The sequence below is a fragment of the Micromonospora sp. LOL_014 genome, from assembly GCF_048060245.1.
Lineage (GTDB): Bacteria > Actinomycetota > Actinomycetes > Mycobacteriales > Micromonosporaceae > Micromonospora_E.
This window is the reverse complement of record NZ_JBHMIP010000066.1, coordinates 1-4,972: the sequence shown is the minus strand read 5'-3', so window position 1 is coordinate 4,972 and position 4,972 is coordinate 1. Positions and strand designations below refer to the sequence as shown.

6 protein-coding genes are annotated in these 4,972 nt (G+C 71.2%); 5 read left to right on the top strand and 1 reads right to left on the bottom strand.

Annotation, left to right across the window (positions count from 1 at the left end; translation table 11 throughout):
* Positions 1-11: 11 nt before the first annotated feature.
* Positions 12-191 (top strand): IS200/IS605 family transposase, encoded by a 180-nt coding sequence (locus tag ACFHW1_RS28370; protein ID WP_416616621.1) that lies wholly within the window; start codon positions 12-14, stop codon positions 189-191.
* Positions 192-750: 559 nt separating this feature from the next.
* Here ACFHW1_RS28370 and ACFHW1_RS28365 read toward each other — a convergent pair.
* Positions 751-1,341, bottom strand: a complete 591-nt coding sequence (locus tag ACFHW1_RS28365) for a GmrSD restriction endonuclease domain-containing protein (RefSeq protein ID WP_416616619.1) — start codon at positions 1,339-1,341, stop codon at positions 751-753.
* A gap of 235 nt (positions 1,342-1,576) precedes the next feature.
* Between ACFHW1_RS28365 and ACFHW1_RS28360 the strand changes: the two genes are divergently transcribed.
* The 4 genes from ACFHW1_RS28360 (at position 1,577) to ACFHW1_RS28345 (ending at position 4,857) form a co-directional block, all read left to right on the top strand.
* Entirely contained in the window at positions 1,577-2,404 is an 828-nt protein-coding gene (locus ACFHW1_RS28360; protein WP_416557344.1) for a DUF72 domain-containing protein, read from the top strand.
* A 186-nt stretch (positions 2,405-2,590) separates the two neighbouring features.
* A complete protein-coding gene (locus ACFHW1_RS28355) occupies positions 2,591-3,727 on the top strand; it encodes an RNA ligase RtcB family protein (RefSeq protein ID WP_416616618.1) in 1,137 nt (378 codons plus the stop codon).
* A complete protein-coding gene (gene prfH / locus ACFHW1_RS28350) occupies positions 3,724-4,344 on the top strand; it encodes a peptide chain release factor H (RefSeq protein ID WP_416557340.1) in 621 nt (206 codons plus the stop codon). The genes ACFHW1_RS28355 and prfH overlap by 4 nt, the downstream gene beginning before the upstream one ends.
* Before the next feature lie 24 nt (positions 4,345-4,368).
* Complete coding sequence (locus tag ACFHW1_RS28345) at positions 4,369-4,857, top strand: SRPBCC family protein (protein WP_416557339.1); 489 nt, start codon at positions 4,369-4,371, stop codon at positions 4,855-4,857.
* The last annotated feature ends 115 nt before the right edge of the window (positions 4,858-4,972 follow it).

Sequence of the window (4,972 nt, the reverse complement as noted above, 5' to 3'; positions counted from 1 at the left end):
CCGTTTCCCGCCTGGTCAACCCACTCAAGGGCGTCTCGTCGCGCCGCCCGCGGCAGGAGTTTCCCGACCTCGCACGCCACTACCACCGGGCCAACAAGCTCTGGTCGGGCTCGTACTTCGCGGGCTCCGGCGGCGGCGCGCCACCGAGCATCGTGACGCAGTACATCGAGCAGCAGAACCGTCCGGCTTAGGGCACTACTCGGGCCCTGGCGGCCCTCCCAGCGCGGGCCTACACCCCCGGCCTGAAGGCCGGAGCACTGGCCCGCATTCCGGTAGCCGGCGGTGTCGGAGTGGCACAGCAGGTGCGACTCCAGCATCGACGCCTGATCGTCGACCAGCTCCCGGTCCGCGGTCAGCCCACTCGCGTCGGTGATCGGGGTGACCGGCCGGTCCAGATCCACCAGGACCAGCACCCGGCGCAGCTGGTGCAGCCAGCTGGTCGGCAGGCTGCGCAGGTGCGGCCGGGTCGACGGCACCGCCGCGACGTACTGCTCCTGCCAGTTGACGCCCTCGGCGGCCAGCGCGGCGCTCAACTGGTCGAGGGCGGCGCGGCTACGCGCCGCCCTCTCGTCGTCGATGCCGGACAGTGCCGTTGTGATCCCGACCGTTACCGCTAGACTCATGCGGGGCAGGGTAGCCGGATTGCCCGACAGGCCGGTCAGGTCAGCAGGTGGCCAACATGCCGGACAGGGCGGACTTCTCCGCGCTGTCCACTGTCATGTCGTAGTACCACTTCACCTGGATCCAGGCTCAGGCGTAGGTGCAACGAAACGAGACGAGTGGCGGCTGCCAGTCGGCCGGGTCCTTGTCGCCCTTGGCCTGGTTGACGTTGTCGGTGACCGCCCACAGCTCCGGCCCGCCGAGGTCGTTTGCGTACGTCTGACGCCGAGCGGTGGACCAGGCCCAGGCACCGGAACGCCACGCCTCGGCGAGCGGCACCATGTGGTCGATGTCGACGTCCGACGCCTGCGTCCAAGTGGCCCCGTCGAACGGGCTGTACCAGGACCCGGAGGTCGGGTAGCAGCTGCTGTTGACCACGACGTTGCTGCCGTCGCGCTTGAGCACCTGCTCCCGGGTGTTGCAGCTGCCGGTGATGGTGATCCAGTGCGGGAACAGCGACCGGTTGTAGCTGGACTGGTGCGACTCGGCGGCCACGGTCAGCGAGTTCAGCCGGCTGAGCGCCGTGCTGTAGGAGGGGATGTTGGGTGGGGTGGCCTGTGCGGGGACGGCGGTCAGGGTGAGCGAGACGATGACGGCGATCGTCGCGGCGACGGCGGCGCTGACGGCACGACGGACGCCGATGGTGGGGCGGACGCTGACTGTGGCGGCACGGTGGGCCATGAGGGCTCCTGGCGTCGCTGCCCACCGCGGCCGGGTCGGGCGCTCCGGCCTGGGGATACGGCGGGCAGGTCGACACCGGAAATCTAAGCCCCTCAATCACCTTGATCAGAACAGGTTGATGAATACGGCGTTAAGTCCAGCGCTCCAACCGAGTGGCTCTATCGTTGTCGCCGTGCCGAACACCGACACCGCTTCCCCGTCGCCGGCAGTACCCCGACTGCATGTCGGCTGTGCGATGTGGACGCATAAGTCCTGGCAGGGGCGGCTGATCGCGCACCCGCTGCCGCCGGCCGAGCGGCTGCGCCACTACGCCGCCTGGTGCACCGCGGTCGAAGGCAACACCACCTTCTACGCCACCCCGACCCGGGAGACCGCCGCCACCTGGGCGACGCAGACCGACCCCGACTTCCGCTTCGTGCTCAAACTGCCGAGGACCGTCACCCACGACCTCCGGCTCACCGACGCCGACGAGCCGTTGCACGCCTTCCTCGACGCGATCGCACCGCTCGGACCGCGTACCCATGCGATCTGGGCCCAACTGCCGGCGTCGTTCGGCCCCGACGACGTACCCACCCTGGCCCGCTTCCTGCGCCAACTCCCCCGCGACCACCGGTACGCCGTCGAAGTCCGCCACCCGGCGTTCTTCACCGACCCGGCCGCGACCCGGCTACTCGAAGGGGTACTGACGGACGTCGACGCCGAGTGGGTTCCGTTCGACACCACGACGTTCTTCGCCGCCGAGCCGACCAGCGACGCCGAACGCGACGCCTGGGTCAAGAAGCCCCGCGCCCCGCTGCGCACCCGGGCACTGACCGACCTGCCGATCGTGCGCTACCTCGGCCGCGACGACGCGGAGCAGACCGTCGCCGGCTGGCGGCGCTGGGTCGAGGCATCGGTGGCCTGGCTGCGGCAGGGCCGCTCGCCCACGGTGTTCATCCACACCCCGGACAACGCCGACGCGCCGGCCCTGGCCCGACGCTTCCACGACGAGGTACGGGCCGCGCTGCCGCAGCTCGACCCGCTGCCCGAGCCGATCCCGGCACAGCCGCTGACCCTGTTCTGACCTGCGTCGCCCTCACCTGCGTCGTTCTGACCCGCAGCGTGCCGCCGGTCCCCCGCAGCAGGCTTCGAGCAAAATGCGTTGCCCCGCCCGGGTCGGCTGCGCGACCATCACGATCATGACGTTCTGAGAAGCATCTGCCGCGCATCGCAGCCCGACCATGCCTTCTCCGAGCAGAGAGCGTCTGTTTTGTCTACTGTGCAGATATTCGCCACCCAGGACAGCTGGATCGAGTCAGCTGCCGTGGACCAGTGCCACCGGGTCGCAGCCCTCACCGGCATGATCCGCGTCGCCGGAATGCCGGACCTGCATCCCGGCAAAGGCACCCCGATCGGTGCCGCGATGACATCAACCGTGCTGTACCCGTACCTGGTGGGATCCGACATCGGGTGCGGCATCGCGGTCTTCCCGATCACGCTGAAGCGGGCCGTCGCTGCCAAGCTGGCCGCGCGCTTCCCCGACCTGGACCGCCCGCTACGGATCGGCGACGGCGATCCGGCCTGGGAGGTTGCCGACGGCGACGTACCCGCCGGGCATCTCGACGGCCTCGGCACCGTCGGCCGGGGGAACCACTTCGTCGAGCTGGCCCGGGTCGACGCCGTCGCCGACGTCGCGCACGCCGGCCGGCTCGGCGTAACCACCGGCGACCTCGTGCTGGTCGTGCACAGCGGTTCCCGCGGACTCGGCGAACGGATCCTGCGCGCCCACACCGACGTGCACGGTGCCGGCCCGGCCGCCGATCCCGGCGAGTACCTGGCCCGGCACGACCAGGCCGTACGCTGGGGGTCGCTGAACCGGCGGCTACTCGCCGCCCGGGTCGCCCACGCGCTCGGGGCCGCGCCCACCGAACCGATCGTCGACCAGTGCCACAACCTGGTGGAGATCCGGGACGGCAGGTACCTGCACCGTAAAGGGGCGGCCCCCGGCGACGGCCGGGACGTCCTGGTCGCCGGCACCCGTGGCACCGCCTCCTACCTGGTCGCCGCGCACGCCGGACCGGACGCCAACTACTCGGTGGCGCACGGCGCCGGCCGCAAGATGTCCCGCGCCGATGCCCTGCGCCGAGGCCGGGTCAAGCACACCGTGGCGGAGCTGCGCCGTACCCCGGTCGGCTCGGTGGTGGTGTGCGGCGATCGTCAACTGCTGTTCGAGGAGGCGCCGACGGCGTACAAACGCATCGAGCGGGTCATCGCCGACCTTGTGGCCCACCGCCTGGCCACCCCGGTGGCCAGCACGGTCCCGCTGGTCACCTACAAGACCGCCGACAACGGCACCGGCACCCGGCCGGACCGGCGGCCGCGTCACCGTGGCCGAGGCCAGCGGTGACGACCGCGTCCCTGCTGCTGTCCGCCGGGCGTGGTCCGCAGGAATGCGCCTGGGCCGTGGCCCAACTGCTGCGCCGGTTGGAAGCCGACGCTGCCGCCCAGCGGCTGACCACCCGCCGGACCCGGACCGTCGTCGGCGACCGGCCAGGCACCTACCGGTCTGCGCTGGTCCGCGTCGACGGCAGCGGAGCCGAGGAGTTCGCCACCTCTTGGACTGGCACCCTGTGCTGGCAGGCACCGAGCCCGTACCGGGCCGGGCATGGCCGAAAGAACTGGTACGTCACCGCCCAGCCGTGCCAGGTCGGCCCGACCCCGACCGTGTTCCGGGAAGCGGACGTCGACATCGTCGCCTGCCGCACCGGCGGGCCTGGTGGCCAGCACCGCAACAAGGCCAGCACGGCGGTGCGGGCCACCCACCGCCCGTCCGGGCTGGTGGTCGTGGTCGACACGGAACGGCGATCGCAACTGAACCGTCGCATCGCCCTGCGGCTGCTCCGCGACCGACTCACACACGGTGACCTGCTGGCCTCGCAAGCGATGGAGTCCGACCGCTGGCGGATGCACGACGCGCTGGTGAGGGGCGACCCCATTCGGATCGAGCGCCCGCGCCGCACCTGACCGTCGGTGGCGGATGATAGGCCGATGCCTGTGGTCGAAGCAGTGGTCACCGTCCCCGTACCGCCGGATCTCGCCTTCGCGGTGTCCCAGACCACCACGCCGGTCCGGCACCGCTGGGACCCGTTCATCCGGGCACAGCACTTCGTCGACGGGGCCACCCGCCCCGGCAAGGGCGTCCGTACCTTCACCCGGTCCCGGCACGGCCTGACGATGATCAGCGAGTACGTCTCGTACGCTCCGCCGACCAACGTCGGCATGAAGATGGTGCGTGGTCCCTGGTTCTTCGAGATGTTCGCCGGCGGCTGGCGGTTCGCCCCGGCGTCCGAGCCCGATCACACGGTGGCGACCTGGCGGTACAGCTTCCGCTGCCGGCCGGCAGCGCTGCGCCCGGTCGCCGACCGGATCGGGTTGTGGCTGCTGGGCCGCGACATCCGCCGCCGCATCGCCGGCTACGCGGCCGGTTGCGCCGATCCGGAGGTCATCGCCGCCGCCCGCCGGTCACTGTCCGACTAATCCCGGTCGATTCTCAGCGCCTCGGGGCCCGACGCAGCGTGAGGGCCGGACCCCGGGTACGGGGTCCGGCCCTCACGCTGAGCTTGGGTGTCTCGGGTCAGCTGTTCCAGTGCTG

Coding starts and splice junctions, on each gene's coding strand:
- ACFHW1_RS28365 (WP_416616619.1), bottom strand. CDS start 1,341: ATGGCCCACCGTGCCGCCACAGTCAGCGTCCGCCCCACCATCGGCGTC.
- ACFHW1_RS28360 (WP_416557344.1), top strand. CDS start 1,577: ATGTGGACGCATAAGTCCTGGCAGGGGCGGCTGATCGCGCACCCGCTG.
- ACFHW1_RS28345 (WP_416557339.1), top strand. CDS start 4,369: ATGCCTGTGGTCGAAGCAGTGGTCACCGTCCCCGTACCGCCGGATCTC.